The following is a 15,165-nucleotide window of genomic DNA, read 5'->3' on the forward strand; positions in this document are numbered from 1 at the left end:
CCGCCTCATGACCTGGTATCTCGTCCTCATCCTGCTCGTCGGCCTCGAACGCCTGGCCGAGCTCGTCGTCGCCCGCCGTAACGCCGCGTGGAGCATGGCGCGCGGCGGCGTGCTGACCGGCCAGGGCCACTATCCGTGGATGGTGGCGCTGCACACCGGCCTGCTGATCTGCGCGCCGCTGGAGGTGGCGCTCGCCGACCGGCCGTTCCTGCCCGCGCTCGGCTGGCCGATGCTCGTCCTGGTCGTCGCCGCCCAGGCGCTGCGCTGGTGGTGCATCACCACCCTCGGGCCACGCTGGAACACGCAGGTGATCGTGGTGCCCGGCCTGCCGCTGGTGACCGGCGGCCCCTACAAGCTGACCTGGCTGCGCCACCCCAACTACGTGGCGGTGGCCGTGGAGGGGATCGCGCTGCCGCTGACCCACACGGCCTGGATCACCGCACTGGCGTTCACGGTGCTGAACGCCGCGCTGATGGTGGTGCGCATCCGCTGCGAGAACGAGGCGCTCACCCTGGCCGCGGAACGACCGTGATCGACGTGCTCGTCGCGGGAGGCGGGCCCGCCGGCCTGGCGACCGCCATCCACGCGGCGCTGATCGGGATGGAGGCGGTCGTCGTCGAGCCGCGCGCCACCCCCGTGGACAAGGCGTGCGGCGAAGGCGTCATGCCCGGCGGCGTCGCGGCGCTGGCGGCGATGGGGGTGACGGTGCCGGGCCGCCCGCTGCGCGGCATCCACTATCTCGACGGCGAACGCGAAGCGCGGGCCACCTTCAGCCGCGCCACCGGCCTGGGCGTGCGGCGCACGCTCCTGCACGCCGCACTCGCCCGGCGCGCCGCCGAGCTCGGGGTCAAGACCGTCATCGGCCGGATCACCCAGGTGGCGCAGGACGGCGACGGCGTGCGAGCCGCCGGGCTGCGCGCGCGCTGGCTGGTCGCCGCCGACGGCCTGCACTCGCCGCTGCGCCGATCACTCGGGCTCGACCTGCCCGCGCGGGGAGTGCGCCGGTACGGCCAGCGCAGGCACTATCGGATGACGCCGTGGACCGACTTCGTCGAGGTGCACTGGTCGGGCGGCGGCGAGGCGTACGTCACGCCGGTCGGCCACGACCTGGTCGGGGTGGCGATCCTGAGCTCGGTGCGGCGCGGTTTCGAGGAGCACCTGGGCGCCTTCCACGGCCTGACGGAGCGGCTGCGCGGCCCGGCCGTCACCCCCGTGCGGGGCGCCGGGCCGCTGCGGCAGCACGTCCGGGCCCGCCGCTCGGGGCGGGTCCTGCTGGTGGGGGACGCCGCGGGGTACGTCGACGCGCTCACCGGTGAGGGCATCTCGCTCGCGGTGCGTTCGGCGGAGATCCTGGCCCGGTGCCTGCACGAGGACCGGCCGCAGGACTACGAGAGCGCCTGGCTGCGGCTGTCGCGGACGCACCGGCTGCTGACGGGCGCGCTGGTGCAGGCCGCCCGCCGTCCCGGCACGGCGCGGCTGGTGGTGCCCGCGGCGCGCACCCTGCCCCGGCTGTTCACCTCCATCGTCAGAATGCTGGCCTGACCGGCGTGCGGTCAGCCTCGATCCCGTGCGGCTCCGTCGACGATCTGGTCGATGTGCGCGGCCAGCTCGACGTCCTTGGCCGTCACCCCGCCCGCGCTGTGCGTGGACAGCCGGAAGCGGATGCCCGCGTCGGTGCGCTCGATGTCGGGATGGTGGTCGAGGGCGTTCGCCTCGTTCCGCACCGCCTTGCTCAGCCAGTCGAAGTTGGCCGGAATGATCGGGATGTCCCTGAGCAGGGTGTCGCCGTCGCGGCGCCAGCCCTCCAGGGCCACCAGCGCGGTGTCGATCTCGTCGTCGGTCAGCAGCTCGGCCATGGCGTCCCCCTCCCCTGCGTCGGTGTCGTGGTCCTCGCTGACGGCTACCACCACCGGCGGGTTTCACACGCGCGGCCCGCCCGGGTATGGCCATGGTCAACGGCGGCGCGCCACCGCATAGGAAAGGCGCAGGTGGGAAAGGAGCCTGGTCTGGGGCTCGAACGGGGTGATCGGAGGCTGTGATGGCTTCGACTCGGGGGATCTTCCGCCGCAAGCCGGTGGAGCAGATCGCGACGGAGCACGAGGGCGAGCTGTCACGGACCCTGGGGCTGTGGCAGCTCACCGCGATCGGCGTCGGCGGCATCATCGGCGCGGGCATCTTCGCCCTGGCCGGCGCGGTGGCCAACGAGACGGCGGGGCCGGCCGTGCTGGTGTCGTTCCTGATCGCCGGGGTGGCGAGCGCGGCGGCGGCGCTGTCGTACGCCGAGTTCGCCGGCATGATCCCGAAGGCCGGGTCCGCCTACACCTACGGCTACGCGGTGCTCGGCGAGATCGTGGGCTGGTTCATCGGCTGGGACCTCCTGCTGGAGTACACCGCCATCGTCGCGGTCGTGGCCATCGGCATCTCCGGCTATTTCGGCTTCCTCGTCCAGGAGCTGGGCTTCTCCCTGCCCGCCTGGATGCTCGGCGCGCCGGGCACCGGCGAGGGGCGGGTGGTGGACCTGTTCGCGGTGCTGTTGTGCCTGCTGATCGCCTTCCTGCTGAACCTGGGCATCCGGACGGCGGCCAGGTTCGAGACCATCGTGGTCGCCATCAAGGTAGCGGTGGTGCTGCTGGTCATCGTGGTGGGTTTCTTCTTCATCGACACGGCCAACTACACGCCGTTCTTCCCCTTCGGCATCGGCGGGGCGATCACCGGCGCGGCCACGGTGTTCTTCGCCGTCTTCGGCTACGACGCGATGAGCACCGCCGCCGAGGAGTCCAAGGACGCCATGCGGCACATGCCCAGGGCGATCATCTACTCGCTGGTCATCTCGATGATCCTGTACGTGCTCGCCACGCTGGTGCTCACCGGCATGCAGAACTACCGGGAGATCGACCCTGAGAGCGGGTTCTCCTCGGCGTTCGCGTCGGTCGGGCTGTCCGGGCTGGCCTCGGTGATCGCCGTGGGCGCCATCATCGGCATCCTGACCGTGATGTTCACGTTCATGCTCGGGGTGACCCGGGTCTGGTTCTCCATGAGCCGGGACGGGCTGCTGCCGCAGTGGTTCGCCAAGCTGCACCCCGTACGGCGGGTGCCCACCCGCGTCACCTGGATCGTCGGGGTCGCCTCGGCGGTGATCGCCGGGTTCCTGCCCATCCGGGAGGCCGCCGAGCTGACCAACATCGGGATCCTGCTGGCGTTCGTGGTGGTGTGCGTGGCCGTGATCGTGCTCCGCTACCGGCAGCCGGACGTCCCCCGGCAGTTCCGCCTGCCGGGGATGCCGGTGGTGCCCGGCATCGGAGTGATCTTCTCGCTCTGGCTGATCTCCTTCCTGTCGCCGAACACCTGGTTCCGCTTCGGCGTCTGGTTCCTGCTCGGCCTGATCGTCTACTTCGCCTACAGCCGCCGCCGCTCGCTGCTCAACACGTGACCTCGGCGGAACCGCTGCACGAGGCGAGCCCGGACGGATAGTGTCACTCCGGACACGAGGAGTGATGATGAGCAAGTTTGCGCGGGCCGTGGAGCTCAAGGCAGAGCTGGTCCACTTCGCCACGTCGGGCAGGTTCGGCGCCGAGCTGACCACGGTGCTGGACCGGTTCTACGCCGGCGACCACCCGGCCGACGAGGCCGCCGCGTTCCTGCCGGTCGACTACTTCGCCCACCAGCATCGGCTGCCCTCCGGCGAGACGGTCGTGGACCGGTTCGTGGCGGAGCGGGCGGGGCTCGACCGGGCGGACATCGAGCTGCTGCTGAGCTGGAAGACCGTGGTGGAGGGCGTCTTCGAGGCGCGGGCGGTCGACGGCGCGGCGGCGCTGCTGTTCAACCTCGTCGACGAGCTGGTCTACCGGGTGTTCTCCAACCTCGGCGACCGGGCCTTCGACACGCTCGCGCCGGGCATGCACGTCGTGGGCCGGCTGATCCCGCTCGGCGCGGACTGGCTGATCAGCGGCACCCCGGCGGTGCACCCCGCCGAGGCGCGCGACACGCTGGTGCCGGTGGCCGCGCAGGTCGCGCTGGAGCATCCGGCCTGGGTGTTCCGCAACCCCGTGCTGCTGGACGAGGCCAGGGCGCTGCAACGGGAGCAGCGGCGGTGCTTCATCGGCTACTTCGGCGCCGATCTGGCCGTCCTGATGGGCGACGACGTCGCCATGGCGATGCGGGGGTACCTGAGCCACCAGGCGGCCCGGCTCGGCGGCCCGCCGGCGGGTGACGCGCTGGAGCCGCCGGAGACGATGACGTCGGCCGAGACGGTGGCGCTCATCTTCGACGAGGTGGGCGGGCTCGGCTTCTACGCCGACTTCGGCAAGCTGGAGGAGCTGTTCGCCGATCCACGGCTGATCGTCAGGCGCGACTACCGCGAGCTGCTGTCCACCTACCTCCGGGGCGACGAGGTCTCCCCCGTGCCGATCCAGCGGCTGGTCGAGCGGCACCCCGGCGGCGCCGACGAGGTCTTCGCCGGGCTGCTCAACAGGAAGGGCTTCCGGTGGGAGCGCAGCGGCGAACTGCTGCTGCGCTCCCACAAGCCCGGCCATTACGACGCGCCGCCGCTGCCCACGGTGATCCCGATGACCGGCGCGATCACCGAGCACCTGGGCGCGCCGGCCGGTCAGCGGTCCCGGTAGTCGGCGGCGACGCCGATCAGCGAGATGAGGCCGGAGGCGTACTCCATCGCTTCGTCGTGTCCTTCGCTGAACGGCGGCTGGAAGCCCACTCCCTCCCACGCCCGGGTCTGCGGGTTCCACAGGTCGCCGCCGACCTCGAAGTCCCACCCGAAGACGCCGAAGTCGTACCAGAGCTCGTCGGCGGAGTTGCCCGCGGCCGAGTAGAGGACGTCGGTCACCGGGCCTGTCTGCTGCGGCCAGGTGACGGTGCCGCGCTCGGCGGCGATGGCCTCCTCGATGGTGCGGGCCGAGCGCAGGAAGTACGCCTCCTGCTGGGCCGTGGGGCGGGGCAGGGTGGCGCGGCCGTCGAGCTTGTAGGCGCCGGGAGGCCACATGAAGTAGCCGCCGTAGCTGTGCACGTTCATCGCGAACTTGATGTTGCGGTGGGTCTGCGCCAGCCAGATGACGTTGCGGCTCTCCGGCTCGGAGTGCTCGGCGGGGCCGGCGTAGGTGCCGCTCTGGCAGTTGGCGGAGGCGCCGAAGTAGCCGTCGTGCAGGGATCCGACGGCGTAGTTGCGGTTGACGTCCACGCCCCAGGTGTTGCGCAGCGCCGGGTCGGCCTGCTGGGCGGGGCAGTGGTTGGTCATGTTCTTACGCTGGGCGTTGAAGTCGTAGAAGCTGTAGTTGGCGCCGTCGGGGTTGACGGTCGGCACGATGAAGATGTCGGTGCGCTGCAGCAGCCTGCGCGTCGCCGGGTCGTGCCGGTAGTTGCGCAGCAGCCGCTCGGCGGCCTCGATGGTGACCAGCGGCGTCACCCACTCCCTGGCGTGCTCCTGGGCGTAGGCGAGCACGCCGGTGCGTGAGCCGTCGCGGTGCACGCCGACGCGCAGGGCCAGCACGCGCATCGGCTCGCGGGAGACGTCGGCCGGTGCCGAGAGGAAGTCGCTGAGCTGGGTGAGGGACACGGGCGCCAGGACGCCGGCTCCCGCGTCGCCCCGGTAGGTGGAGGCCGTGACGCCGGCCCCGGCGGTCGCGTTGATCGCCGCGACGACCTGGGCGGCGGTGCTGACCGGGGCGCCGGAGGCGTCGGTGGCCAGGCTGACGGTGATCTGCTTGCCGTTCACCGTGACCTGGAGCGCCCGGCCGGGCGTGCCGGGGGTGACGAGCTCGATGGCCAGGTCGTTGCCGCCTTCGGAGCCGTAGGCGGTGGAGGTGACGACGACGGCTGCGGCGGGCGGGGCGCCGAGGAGGGCTTGGGCGTGCCGCCGGTAGCCGTTGGTGAGGTTCGGCAGCTCGATGATGTCGGTGAGGGTGGGGAAGCGCTGGTGCAGGGCCTTGACGCGCTCGTTGAGCTGCGCCGGGGGCATGTACTGGCTGACGAAGTCCTTCTGGTAGCCGGGACGCCGATGGTCGGGCCGCTCACCGTCGGGCCACTCCTTGACGCGCGCCTCCGCCTTGCCGCCGCCGGCCGAGGTGATGGTGACCCATCCCGGCCGGCTCTCCGCCGGCACCGGCGTGCTGAGCTGGTGGCCAAGGTACGCCCCCGCGTCGACGTACGGCACCATCGCGGCCTGGCCGGTGGAGCCGCGGCCGCCCTTCCAGGTCACGTTGAGCGTGGCCGCCTCTCCGGCGCTGCTGGTCGCCTCGACGGACAGGAAGTAGCCCGAGCGTGACTTGAACCAGACGGCTCGTTCGACGACGATCCGGTCCTTCGTGGTGGTGCCCCGGGGCGTCTGCCGCTGCTGCGGCGTCTCGGACGCCAGGGTCGCGCCCAGCGGCCGGAGCGCGGCGAGCTGGCTGGGGGTGACGACCGCGTCGACCTGGATGCTCCCGTCCGGCTGTGTACGGACCCGCTCGGTGAGGTCGGCGCCGGCGGCCACCAGGCGTTCCAGCGCCGCCTGGTCGGGCACGGAGAGCGTGACCAGCGAGGCCGGCTCGGGGTCGGTCGGCCCGGAGGTTTCCGGGATGGACGGCTCTGCCATCAGGAACGTCGTGAGAATCAGCGTCAGGACCACTACACCCGCACGAAAGCCTCGCATCGGCTCCTCCTAGGGCACCGGTATGGAGATCATTGAAAGCCGACTCGACCCGACAAGCAAGGACCCGGGTCAAAAGACCTCACCGGTGCGGGCGGGCGGGCGCGGCGCCTCGGAAGGGGACACGCGCACCACCGAACCGCTGATCTGTCGCGGGTGGCGGATCAGGTTGAGGATCGGGCACACCCGCTACCGGTCCGCTGCCGGGCGCCTCGCGACGGGCCGGCAGGGCGGCGCGCTTGTGGGACGGATACTCGCGAAGGGTGCTCATGGCTTCTCTCTCATCGCAGGGTGACGGTGCCGCGCGGGGTGTCGAGGACGGCCCGCAGCTCCACCTCGGGGCCCTCCACGACGTCGAGCAGGACGCCGAGCGCGGTCAGCTCTCGCCGGAGCGCCTCCGGCTCCGGGTGGACGGCGGTGAGGGAGGTCAGGCCGAGACGCGGCAGCGGGGAGGCCGCCGGGTGGGCGGTGGCGCCCCAGTCGATGAGGAACGGCACCGGCCTGACGGCCGCCGGGTCCTCCCGCCGGGTGAGCCGCCACTCCAGCAGGGTGCCCGCGGGCGTGCGCCGTGACAGCGGCTGTACGTCGCCGGGGTCGTAGCCCTGCTCGCGGGCTCGCCGTACGGACTCGTCGAGGTCGTCCGGCCGCACCGCCCACGCGGCCAGCCGGGGGGTGTCGAGCGTCTCCAGCCCGAAGGCGCGCGGCCGGTTGCCCGGCTCCGCCGCCGGGTCCGGGCCGATGATCTCCAGGTAGGCGGCGGGCCCGAACCCCACCAGGTAGTTGGCCGTACCACCCGGATGGCTGCCACCGGCGACCGGGGTGACCCCGGTACGCTCCGCGAACTCGGCGACCCCCGCGAGGAGATCGGGGACCGCGTGGACGAGGTGGTCGAGACGCGCGTCGGTCATCGGGCTCCCTCAGTGCCGGGCTTACGGTTGATCATCGGGCTTCCTTCGTGTCGGGTTCGCCGAGGGAGAGCATGAGCCGGTTGGCCCAGTTGAAGAACGCGGCGGCGTGGATGGTGTCGCTGATGGCCAGGTCGTCGAGCCCTGCGGCGCGCAGAGCCGTGACGTGCTCGGCGCCGAACTCGGCCGGGGTGGCGGCGAGCGCCTGCGAGGCGTCGATGACGGCCCGCCACCTGCCGTCCTGCGGCGCGTCGACGCCCTCGTCCAGCAGCCGCTGTACGTCGTCGGGCCGCTTGGAGTAGTGGGCGGTGAAGCGCGCGTGCACCGAGGCGCAGAACACGCACCCGTTGCGCCGCGAGGTGGCGGTCGCGGCCAGCTCGCGCTCCGCGCGCGGCAGCCCGCCCGCGGTGTTGTGGAAGATGTCGTTGTCGGTCTGCGTCCGCGCGTGCAGGATCCGCGGGTCGCGGGCCAGCAGCAGGAAGTACGGCGAGGCGGCGCGGGCCTTGTCGACCAGCGCCTCGTAGTGCTCGTCCGTCAGCTCCTCCTCGGCCAGCGGCGTCAGCCACGGCCGCCAGCCGAGCCGGTCCTGGGTGAAGCCGCTCATGACGTGGATCCCTTCGGGGTCGCGCCGAGCACCCGCAGGCCGGCGACGAGTCGTACCTGAAAGCTGAGAAAGGCGATGAGCTGTGCGAGCGTCACGATCCCGGTGGTGCTCCAGCCCGCGTCGGCCAGCGCCGTCAGCGCCTTCCGGCTGGCCTCGCGTGGCCGGAACACGAGCAGGTGCGCGTGCTCGAACGCGGCGGCGAGCCGGACGCCCAGCAGGTCCGCGTGCCGCGCCTGGTAGCGCATGCCCTCGTCGCTCTCACCGGCGGGCGCCGCTTCGGGGTGGACCCCGTACGGCCCGGTGGTGCGGCCCGCCGCGATCTCGGCCTGGACCGGCTCGGCCAGGTGCGGCGCGAGCTGGGCCAGCCGATCGGCGTAGAAGGCCGCGACCGTGGCGTCCCCGTGCAAACCGGCGACGAAGGCCGCGACGGCGTCGCGCTCGACCAGGGTGACCTCGTCGTCGGAGTCGGGGGCGAAGAGCGCGTCGTAGCTGCGCTGGGCCTGTTCGCGGGTGTCGGGCCGCCGGTCGCGGAGCCGGTCGAGTGGCGAGTCCTGGGCGATGTCCGCCAGATGGTCGATGACGTCGATGATCATGTGGTGCTCCATTCGGTGGAGGGGGCGGGCCGTGGGGTCCAGCCGAGCGCGGGCGCGACCTCGGTCGCCAGCAGTTCGATCGAGCGGAGGACGAGCGGGTGCGGCGGGTCGACGGAGTGCGCCTGGAAGACCAGGTCGGTCACCCGTTCCAGCGTCGGGTCGGCCCGCAGGCTGTCGATGACGTCCTGTGGCGTGCCCACGTGCACGTCGAACGCGGCGATCCGCTGGTCGAGGCCGCTGTCGGGCAGCTCGAACGGCAGCCTGCCCCGGCCCAGGCCGAGCTCGGCGTACCGCAGCGCCTCGGCCCGGCTGTCGGCCACGAACGCGGTGCGCGAGGCCATGATCCGCGGGGTGGCGCCCGGCGGCAGGTTCTCGTGGTAGGCGTCCACGATGGGGCGCTGGATCCGCGCCAGCGTCGCCTGCGGGTCGTCCACGGGTCGCGGCTGGGTGCGCGACAGCATCAGCCCGTTGCCCGCCCGGCCCGCGCGGGCGCCGCCGCTGACCGAGAACGTCGCCTCCCAGATGGCGCCCAGCAGCCGGGGCGCCGACGGGTAGAGGCGGTTGCCCGCGCCCAGGTCCGCCCCGGACCAGGCCTTGACCAGCACGGCCAGGTGCTCGGCGTAGACGGCCGAGCGGTTCGCGCTGTCGTGGCCGAAGGGGGCGAACGACGCCGGCGTGCCGCCGCTGCCGACGCCCACCTCCAGCCGGCCCCCGGTCAGCAGGTCGAGCACCGCGGCGTCCTCGGCCACCCGCACCGGGTGTTCGAGGGGCAGCGTGATGATGCCGGTGCCGAGGCGGATGCGGGTGGTCGTGGCCGCGACGTGGGCGAGGAACACCAGGGGCGCGGGCAGGCCGCCCTCGGTGCCGTCGAAGTGGTGCTGCGCGACCCACGCCGAGTCGAACCCGGCGGCCTCCGCGTGCCGGATCTGCTCGGCGGCCAGCCGGTAGCGCTCCCCCGGCGGCACGTCGTCGAGCAGCCGGGTGAAGAAGCCCAGCCTCATCGCACCGGCTCCGGGATCGCCGCCAGCAGCTCGCGGGTGTAGTCGTGCTCTGGGGCGGTGAAGACTTGTGCTGTCGTTCCGGATTCCACGATTCGTCCTTCGCTCATGACGGAGACGGTGTGCGCGATCTGGCGGACCACCGCCAGATCGTGCGAGATGAACAGGTAGGTCAGCCCCAGGTCGCGCTGGAGCTGTTCGAGCAGGTCAAGGATCTGTGCCTGCACGGTGACGTCGAGGGCGGAGACCGCCTCGTCGAGCACCACCACCTCTGGTCCGGCGGCCAGGGCACGGGCGATGGCCACCCGCTGCCGCTGCCCGCCGGACAGCTCCCGCGGCTTGCGCGTGAGCAGGTCCTTCGGCAGCGCCACCCGGTCCATCAGGTCGCCGACGCGGGCGCGGCGCGCGGCCTGGTCGCCGAGCCGGAAGTTGCGCAGCGGTTCCTCCACGATCTCCGCGACGGACTGGCGGGGATCCAGCGATCCGTACGGGTTCTGGTAGACGAGTTGCACGTGGCGGCGGAACCACCGGCCGGTGCCGGCTCCGGCGATCTCCACCGTCCCCGACGTGGGCCGGGCGAGGCGCACCACCATCCGCGCCGTGGTGGTCTTACCCGATCCGGACTCGCCCACCAGCGCGTGCGTGGTGCCGTGCGCGACCTCGAAGGTGACGCCGTCCACGGCACGGTGCCCGCCCCGGAACTCCTTGACCAGGTCGCGCACCACGATCGCGGGTTCGCGGGCAGGCGGCTCGGCCGTCCTGAACGCGCGCACCGACAGGGCGGGCGCGTCGTGCAGCAGCCGTCTGGTGTAGGCGGCCTGCGGATCGGCCAGCACGGCCGCGCTCCGCCCCTGCTCCTCGATCCGGCCGTCCTTCATGACGACCAGCCGGTCCGAGCGGTCGGCGGCCACGCCCAGGTCGTGGGTCACCAGCAGCACGGCCGTGCCGAACTCGGCGCGCAGGTCGTCGATGAGGTCCAGGATGCGCCGCTGCACGGTGACGTCCAGGGCGCTGGTGGGCTCGTCCGCGATGATGAGGCTGGGCTCCAGGGCGATCGCGATGGCGATGAGCACCCGCTGGCGCATCCCGCCGGACAGCTCGTGCGGGTACCTGCGGGCCAGCGCCTCCGCCCCGGGCAGGCCGACGCGGGTGAGCAGGTCGGCGACCCGGCGGGAGATCGTCCGGCGGTCACCGCGCCGGTGGATGCGCAGCACCTCGCCGACCTGGGCGCCGATGGTCTGGACCGGGTCGAGCGAGTTCGCCGGGTCCTGCGGGACCAGGCCGATCCTGGCCCCTCGCACCGACTCCATCCGCCGCGAGGACCAGGTGGCCAGGTCGGTGTCGCCGAGCAGGATCCGGCCACGGTCGAGGGTCGCGTTCGGGGGCAGCAGCCCGATGAGGGCGTGCGCGGTGGTCGACTTTCCGGAGCCGGACTCGCCGACGACGGCGACGGTCTCCCCCGGCTCCACCGTGAAGGAGATCCCTTCGACCGCGCGCCTGCCGTCGTAGGAGACCGCGAGATCGCGTACGTCGAGCAGGCTCATGCCCTGTCCCTTCCGAGGCCGGCGCCGATCGACCGGCTGACGCGACCGGCCGCGAGCACCACCGAGACCACCACCGCGCCCGGCAGCGAGGTCAGCCACCAGGACGTGGCCAGATAGTCGCGTCCTTCGGAGATGAGCAGCCCCCATTCCGGGGTGGGCGGCTCCGCGCCGTACCCGAGGAAGCCGAGCGTCGAGATGGCCAGGATGGCCAGTCCGAACTGCAGGGCGGCGAGCGCGACGACGGGGCCGAGCGAGTTCGGCAGGACGTGCCGGCGCAGGACGGTCACGTACCGGCCGCCGCTGCCGAACGCGGCCTCGACGTAGTCGGTGCGCCGTACCCGCACCACTTCGGAGCGCGACAGCCTGGCGAACGCCGCGACCGAGCCGATCCCGACGGCGACGGCCACGTTGACCGTGCCGGGACCGAGCAGGATGATCACGGTCAGCGCCAGGAGCAGCCCGGGGACCGACAGCAGCACATCGACGAACCGCATGATCGCGTCGTCGAGCAGCCCGCCGGCGGACCCGGCCAGCAGCCCGAGCAGGGTGCCGAGGACCAGGCCCACCGCGACGGCGACGAACGCCCCCGACAGCGAGTGCACGGCCCCGTGCACGACCCTGGCGAACAGGTCGCGCCCCACGGCGTCGGTGCCGAACAGGTGCTGCCCGCTCGGCGCCTGGAGCTTCTCGGCCGGGACGCCGGCGATCGGGTCGTGGCCGGTGAACACGCCCGGCACGACGGCCCAGAGCAGGACGACGCCGATCACCAGCCAGGCGAGGACCAGCCCGGTCCCCGGCCTGTTCACGCCGCCGCCCGAAGGCGTGGGTCGAGCACCGGGAACAGCACGTCGACGATGAGGTTGACCAGCACGAACACGGTCGTGGCGAGCACCACCACGGCGAGCATCACCGGCGTGTCCTGCGCGTTGACGGCCTGCTCGGTCAGCCTGCCGACGCCGTTGCGGCCGAACACCGTCTCGGTCACGACGGAGCCCGCGATCAGCTCGCCGAACGTCAGCCCCGCCATGGTCAGCGTCGGCAGCACCGCGTTCCTGGCCACGTGCCGCCACAGGATCCACCACCGGGACGCGCCCTTGGCCGCGACCACCGGCACGAACGGCTGGGTGTGGACCTGGTCGATGCTGCGGGCGAGCACCTGGGCGATCGGCGCCGAGATGGGCACCGCGAGCGTCAGCACGGGCAGGATGAGCTGCTGCGTCCGGCTGCCCCCGATGACGGGCACCAGGCCGAGCCGGAACGAGAACACCTGGATCAGCAGGATGCCCAGCCAGAACACCGGCACGGACACGAACAGCGACGGCATGGACAGCAGGACGCCTCTGATCCACGAGGTCCTGCTGTAACCGGCCGCGAACGCGATCACCATCGCGATCAGCACCGCCAGCAGGAATCCGGCCGAGGCCAGCTCGGCCGTCTCCGGCAGTGCCTCGGCCAGCCGTTCGACCACGGGCGTGCCGGTGTCGATCGAGTAGCCGAAGCTGCCGCGGGCGAAGCCGAGCAGGGTGTGCAGGTAGGCCACGACGGGCGGGTCCCCGCCCGAGTAGTACGCGCGGATCTCCGCGATCTGCTGCGGCGACAGGCCGAGCTCGGGGTCCTGGAACTTGATCAGCACCGAGTCGCCCGGCAGCGACTGCAGCAGGACGTAGCCGACCGTGAAGGCGGCCCACAGGACGAGCGCCGCCTGCCCCACCCTGGACAGGAGATATCTGGTCATCGCGAGCCCTGCTGCGACTTCCAGGCCGAGTAGAACGCCGGCCTGGCCACCGCCTCGAACGCGACCCCGTGCACGTGCGGCGCCCCGCCGTAGACCTGCGGCTCCTCGAACAGCGGGATGGCGTACCCCTGCTCGATCACGTACCGCTGGATCTCGGCGACCTTGGCGTTGCGCGCGGCGGTGTCGGGCTCGGCCGACTCCTCCTCCAGCAGCCGGTCCAGCTTCTCGTCGTCGGAGAGGATGACGTCGCGGTTCTCGCTGTGGAAGTGGCTCTTGATCACGTCCTGGTCGGTACGGCCGACCATGGCGTGCGCGAGGGCGGTCTTCTCGGCGTCCTTGATGTCCACGGCCTGGGTGCCCGCGTCGGCGGGCCGGATCTCCAGCTTCACGCCGAGCTCGGCCCACTGCTGGCCAATCAGCTCCAGGGTCTGCTTCGACAGCGGCTGCGGGCCCGCGACGAACACGCCCAGCCGCAGTTGCGTGCCGTCCTTGACGCGGACGCCGTCGGCGCCACGCGCCCAACCGGCCTTGTCGAGCAGCGCGTTGGCCTTGGCCGGGTCGTAGGCGAGCTCCTTCGACAGGTCGACATAGCCCTGCGCGAGGTGGCTGAGCACCGAGGTGGCGAGGGGATAGCTGGGCGTGAACAGGGTGTCGACGACCTGTTTGGCGTCGGTCCCGGCCTGCAGCGCCTTGCGGACGTCGAGGTCCTTCAGGATGCTGTTGCCCGGCCGAAGGTACAGGCCGTTGTTGACGCCTCTGGTCGGCTCGGCGTAGATCGCGAAGCCGGCGCTCTTGACCGTCTCCTCGTCGTAGGCCTGCACGTAGCGCACGAAGTCGGCCTGGCCGGAGGTCAGCGCGCCGACGCGCACGTTGTCCTCGGGCGTCACGATGACCTTGATCTCGTCGAGGTAGGCGCGCCCCTGGTGCGCGGACGACGGCGGCGCCCAGTCGTAGTCCTCGCGGGCGGCCAGGTCGATCTGCTTGTCGATGACCTGGTTCTTGACCGTGAACGGCCCGGACCCGACGATGTTCTTCACCTGGCACTGCTGTTCGTACGGCAGCGAGATCGTCTTCTTCGAGACCAGGCCGGCGCCGATGACCGACGTCCCCTGGAGGAAGCCGGGCGAGGGCTTGTCGAAGAAGAACTTCACGGTCAGCCGGTCGACCACCTGACTGCGCTCGTAGTTGTTGACGAACTCGGCGACGGGCAGCTTCAGCTCGTCGTCGCCGAGGCCGTACACGTCGAAGTTGGCCGCCACGGCCTCGGCGTCGAGCGGGGTGCCGTCGCTGAAGGTGACGCCGTCACGCAGGTGGAAGGTGTACTCGGTGGCGTCCTCGTCGATCTCCCACTCGGTGGCGATCCATGGCTCGATCTCCAGCGTCTTCGGGTTCTGCCAGGTGAGCTTGTCGGTGATCTGGTTGAGGATGCCGCCGTTGGGATAGAAGCCGGCGGCCGGCAGGTAGAGGCAGGTCGGGGGCTGATGCTCCAGGTAGGTGAGCGTGCCGCCGTACACCGGTTTCCCGTCGGCGCTCGCCTGCCCGGCGACGGCCCCGCCGCCACCGCAGGCACCGAGGAGCCCCACGACGGCGAGCATGGCGACGCTCACCACGATCGGTGACCGCGGTCTGGAGGAAGACATGGGGAATGGCCCTTCTTGAAACGAGTGGAGGCGGACGTGCGGATATCCCGACACGTCACGCTGGAGAAAAGGTCAGCCGCGGGCGGTCCACCGGAAGCGCCACCAGCAGGCGGCCTCCTCCGGCTCGGCGTCGTCGTCGGGCAGGTCGTACCAGTGGGTGTCACCCGGGAACGGATCCGCTTCCGCGGCGGCGGGCTCGACGGGATCGACGGGCGGAACGCGCCGGAAAGCGGTCACGAGGACGGTCCTCACGGGTCGGCGACGTACGCGGGCGGCGGCGGTCGGGGAGAGCGTGAGCGGCATCGATCACGCCAGGCGGTGCGTCTTCCTGATCAACGACATCGCGCGCCGGCGACGTGACCGAAGTCCACGTGCGCGCGCCTGATGAGGTTGCGACCCTGGCTCATGCCGGAAACCTACTCCTCATGCCGCCATGAAGTCAACTTTTCCTACTGGCTTTGCATGGAATTGGGTGACCGGGAGGCATCACTTCCGGATAGTTACCGGGT

15 protein-coding genes are annotated in these 15,165 nt (G+C 71.8%); 4 read left to right on the plus strand and 11 right to left on the minus strand.

What is annotated here, in order from left to right:
• Positions 1–7: 7 nt before the first annotated feature.
• The gene (locus ACTMTF_RS08935; protein WP_441110158.1) at positions 8–532 is read left to right on the plus strand and encodes an isoprenylcysteine carboxyl methyltransferase family protein; all 525 of its coding nucleotides are present in this window, start codon (positions 8–10) and stop codon (positions 530–532) included.
• Complete coding sequence (locus ACTMTF_RS08940; protein ID WP_441110159.1) at positions 529–1,542, plus strand: NAD(P)/FAD-dependent oxidoreductase; 1,014 nt, start codon at positions 529–531, stop codon at positions 1,540–1,542. Before ACTMTF_RS08935 ends, ACTMTF_RS08940 begins: the two co-directional genes overlap by 4 nt.
• Positions 1,543–1,553: 11 nt before the next feature.
• On the opposite strand, the gene ACTMTF_RS08945 is transcribed toward ACTMTF_RS08940, so the two are convergent.
• Positions 1,554–1,910 (minus strand): 4a-hydroxytetrahydrobiopterin dehydratase, encoded by a 357-nt coding sequence (locus ACTMTF_RS08945; protein ID WP_441110160.1) that lies wholly within the window; start codon positions 1,908–1,910, stop codon positions 1,554–1,556.
• A gap of 128 nt (positions 1,911–2,038) precedes the next feature.
• Here ACTMTF_RS08945 and ACTMTF_RS08950 point away from each other — a divergent pair, with 128 nt between their 5' ends.
• Both ACTMTF_RS08950 and ACTMTF_RS08955 read left to right on the plus strand, forming a co-directional pair.
• Positions 2,039–3,430 (plus strand): amino acid permease, encoded by a 1,392-nt coding sequence (locus ACTMTF_RS08950; RefSeq protein ID WP_441110161.1) that lies wholly within the window; start codon positions 2,039–2,041, stop codon positions 3,428–3,430.
• 64 nt (positions 3,431–3,494) lie between these two features.
• Positions 3,495–4,622 (plus strand): hypothetical protein, encoded by a 1,128-nt coding sequence (locus tag ACTMTF_RS08955; RefSeq protein WP_441110162.1) that lies wholly within the window; start codon positions 3,495–3,497, stop codon positions 4,620–4,622.
• Here ACTMTF_RS08955 and ACTMTF_RS08960 read toward each other — a convergent pair.
• The 10 genes from ACTMTF_RS08960 to ACTMTF_RS09005 form a co-directional block, all read right to left on the minus strand.
• On the minus strand, positions 4,607–6,640 hold the full coding sequence (locus ACTMTF_RS08960; protein WP_441110163.1) for a M14 family zinc carboxypeptidase: 2,034 nt from the start codon (positions 6,638–6,640) through the stop codon (positions 4,607–4,609). The genes ACTMTF_RS08955 and ACTMTF_RS08960 overlap by 16 nt on opposite strands.
• Before the next feature lie 278 nt (positions 6,641–6,918).
• A complete protein-coding gene (locus ACTMTF_RS08965; protein WP_441110164.1) occupies positions 6,919–7,545 on the minus strand; it encodes a VOC family protein in 627 nt (208 codons plus the stop codon).
• A gap of 31 nt (positions 7,546–7,576) precedes the next feature.
• The gene (locus tag ACTMTF_RS08970) at positions 7,577–8,146 is read right to left on the minus strand and encodes an alkylhydroperoxidase domain protein (RefSeq protein ID WP_441110165.1); all 570 of its coding nucleotides are present in this window, start codon (positions 8,144–8,146) and stop codon (positions 7,577–7,579) included.
• Positions 8,143–8,739 carry a CMD domain protein gene (locus ACTMTF_RS08975; protein ID WP_441110166.1) on the minus strand — a complete coding sequence of 199 codons (597 nt, stop codon included), beginning with the start codon at positions 8,737–8,739 and terminating at the stop codon, positions 8,143–8,145. Before ACTMTF_RS08975 ends, ACTMTF_RS08970 begins: the two co-directional genes overlap by 4 nt.
• Entirely contained in the window at positions 8,736–9,740 is a 1,005-nt protein-coding gene (locus ACTMTF_RS08980; protein ID WP_441110167.1) for a putative FMN-dependent luciferase-like monooxygenase, read from the minus strand. The genes ACTMTF_RS08975 and ACTMTF_RS08980 overlap by 4 nt, the downstream gene beginning before the upstream one ends.
• Entirely contained in the window at positions 9,737–11,281 is a 1,545-nt protein-coding gene (locus ACTMTF_RS08985) for a dipeptide ABC transporter ATP-binding protein (RefSeq protein ID WP_441110168.1), read from the minus strand. Before ACTMTF_RS08985 ends, ACTMTF_RS08980 begins: the two co-directional genes overlap by 4 nt.
• Positions 11,278–12,087 (minus strand): ABC transporter permease, encoded by an 810-nt coding sequence (locus ACTMTF_RS08990; RefSeq protein ID WP_441110169.1) that lies wholly within the window; start codon positions 12,085–12,087, stop codon positions 11,278–11,280. The genes ACTMTF_RS08985 and ACTMTF_RS08990 overlap by 4 nt, the downstream gene beginning before the upstream one ends.
• The gene (locus ACTMTF_RS08995) at positions 12,084–13,016 is read right to left on the minus strand and encodes an ABC transporter permease (protein WP_441110170.1); all 933 of its coding nucleotides are present in this window, start codon (positions 13,014–13,016) and stop codon (positions 12,084–12,086) included. The genes ACTMTF_RS08990 and ACTMTF_RS08995 overlap by 4 nt, the downstream gene beginning before the upstream one ends.
• Complete coding sequence (locus ACTMTF_RS09000) at positions 13,013–14,656, minus strand: TIGR04028 family ABC transporter substrate-binding protein (RefSeq protein ID WP_441110171.1); 1,644 nt, start codon at positions 14,654–14,656, stop codon at positions 13,013–13,015. The genes ACTMTF_RS08995 and ACTMTF_RS09000 overlap by 4 nt, the downstream gene beginning before the upstream one ends.
• Positions 14,657–14,728: 72 nt before the next feature.
• Positions 14,729–14,893 carry a hypothetical protein gene (locus tag ACTMTF_RS09005; RefSeq protein ID WP_441110172.1) on the minus strand — a complete coding sequence of 55 codons (165 nt, stop codon included), beginning with the start codon at positions 14,891–14,893 and terminating at the stop codon, positions 14,729–14,731.
• Positions 14,894–15,165 lie beyond the last annotated feature (272 nt).

Source organism: Nonomuraea sp. ZG12 (assembly GCF_052068115.1).
Classification (GTDB): Bacteria; Actinomycetota; Actinomycetes; order Streptosporangiales; family Streptosporangiaceae; genus Nonomuraea.

Excerpts from the sequence above, each read along its gene's own strand:
- ACTMTF_RS08935 (WP_441110158.1), top strand. The coding sequence starts at position 8 with ATGACCTGGTATCTCGTCCTCATCCTGCTCGTCGGCCTCGAACGCCTG.
- ACTMTF_RS08950 (WP_441110161.1), top strand. The coding sequence starts at position 2,039 with ATGGCTTCGACTCGGGGGATCTTCCGCCGCAAGCCGGTGGAGCAGATC.
- ACTMTF_RS08955 (WP_441110162.1), top strand. The coding sequence starts at position 3,495 with ATGATGAGCAAGTTTGCGCGGGCCGTGGAGCTCAAGGCAGAGCTGGTC.
- ACTMTF_RS08960 (WP_441110163.1), bottom strand. The coding sequence starts at position 6,640 with ATGCGAGGCTTTCGTGCGGGTGTAGTGGTCCTGACGCTGATTCTCACG.
- ACTMTF_RS08965 (WP_441110164.1), bottom strand. The coding sequence starts at position 7,545 with ATGACCGACGCGCGTCTCGACCACCTCGTCCACGCGGTCCCCGATCTC.
- ACTMTF_RS08970 (WP_441110165.1), bottom strand. The coding sequence starts at position 8,146 with ATGAGCGGCTTCACCCAGGACCGGCTCGGCTGGCGGCCGTGGCTGACG.
- ACTMTF_RS08975 (WP_441110166.1), bottom strand. The coding sequence starts at position 8,739 with ATGATCATCGACGTCATCGACCATCTGGCGGACATCGCCCAGGACTCG.
- ACTMTF_RS08980 (WP_441110167.1), bottom strand. The coding sequence starts at position 9,740 with ATGAGGCTGGGCTTCTTCACCCGGCTGCTCGACGACGTGCCGCCGGGG.
- ACTMTF_RS08985 (WP_441110168.1), bottom strand. The coding sequence starts at position 11,281 with ATGAGCCTGCTCGACGTACGCGATCTCGCGGTCTCCTACGACGGCAGG.
- ACTMTF_RS08995 (WP_441110170.1), bottom strand. The coding sequence starts at position 13,016 with ATGACCAGATATCTCCTGTCCAGGGTGGGGCAGGCGGCGCTCGTCCTG.
- ACTMTF_RS09000 (WP_441110171.1), bottom strand. The coding sequence starts at position 14,656 with ATGTCTTCCTCCAGACCGCGGTCACCGATCGTGGTGAGCGTCGCCATG.